At 66.6% G+C, this 1177-nt stretch carries 1 protein-coding gene and 1 pseudogene; both read left to right on the top strand.

The window, feature by feature from the left end:
• Window positions 1–753 (top strand): Fe-S cluster assembly protein SufB (gene sufB / locus A5652_RS12145; protein ID WP_067351056.1); only part of this gene is annotated, 753 nt, incomplete at its 5' end.
• A pseudogene (locus A5652_RS12140) lies at window positions 753–1177 on the top strand (Fe-S cluster assembly protein SufD); the annotation flags it as partial. The gene sufB and the pseudogene A5652_RS12140, both read left to right, overlap by 1 nt.

Below are 1177 nucleotides of genomic sequence, written 5' to 3'. Positions count from 1 at the left end.
CTGATCATCGCCGACGAGGGTTCCTACGTGCACTATGTCGAAGGCTGCACCGCTCCGATCTACAAGTCGGACTCGCTGCACTCCGCGGTGGTCGAGATCATCGTGAAACCCAATGCGCGCGTTCGCTACACGACGATCCAGAACTGGTCGGGCAACGTCTACAACCTGGTCACCAAGCGGGCCCGCGCCGAGGCCGGCGCCACCATGGAGTGGATCGACGGCAACATCGGGTCGAAGGTGACCATGAAGTATCCGGCGGTCTGGATGACCGGCGAGCACGCCAAGGGCGAGGTGCTCTCGGTCGCCTTCGCCGGCGAGGACCAGCACCAGGACACCGGCGCGAAGATGCTGCACCTGGCGCCGAACACGTCGAGCAATATTGTGTCCAAGTCCGTGGCGCGCGCCGGGGGCCGCACCTCCTACCGCGGCCTGGTGCAGGTGAACAAGGGCGCGCACGGATCGCGCTCGAGCGTGAAATGTGATGCGCTGCTGGTCGATACGATCAGCCGCAGCGACACTTACCCCTACGTCGACATCCGCGAGGACGACGTCACCATGGGCCACGAGGCCACCGTGTCCAAGGTCAGCGAGAACCAGCTGTTCTACCTGATGAGCCGCGGCCTGACCGAGGACGAGGCGATGGCCATGGTGGTGCGCGGCTTCGTCGAGCCGATCGCCAAAGAACTGCCGATGGAGTACGCGCTGGAGCTCAACCGGCTGATCGAGTTGCAGATGGAAGGCGCTGTCGGCTAGTGACCAACCTGACTGAAGCGGTTGAGGGTTCGGCCCTGACCGCGGCCAACAAGGGCGAGGTCTTCTCCTCGTTCGATGTGGACGCGTTCGAGGTCCCGCACGGCCGCGACGAAATCTGGCGGTTCACCCCGCTGCGCCGGCTGCGTGGCCTGCACGACGGGTCGGCACGCGCCACCGGCAAAGCCGAGATCAGCGTCACCGAGCAGCCCGGCCTGCGGGTCGAGACGGTGCGCCGCGGCGACGATCGGCTCGGCCAGGGCGGCGCCCCGACCGACCGTGTTGCCGCGCAAGCCTTCTCGTCGTTCAACTCCGCAACCCTGGTGACCGTCGAGCGCGACACCCGTATCGCCGAGCCGATCGCTATCACCGTTACCGGCCCCGGCCAGGGCGCGGTGGCCTACGGGCACCTGCAGATCCGGGTCTC

The organism is Mycobacterium sp. 1165178.9 (assembly GCF_001673555.1).
GTDB lineage: Bacteria > Actinomycetota > Actinomycetes > Mycobacteriales > Mycobacteriaceae > Mycobacterium.
Note: the sequence above shows the minus strand (reverse complement) of the source record. Positions and strands in the feature narration are given on the sequence as shown.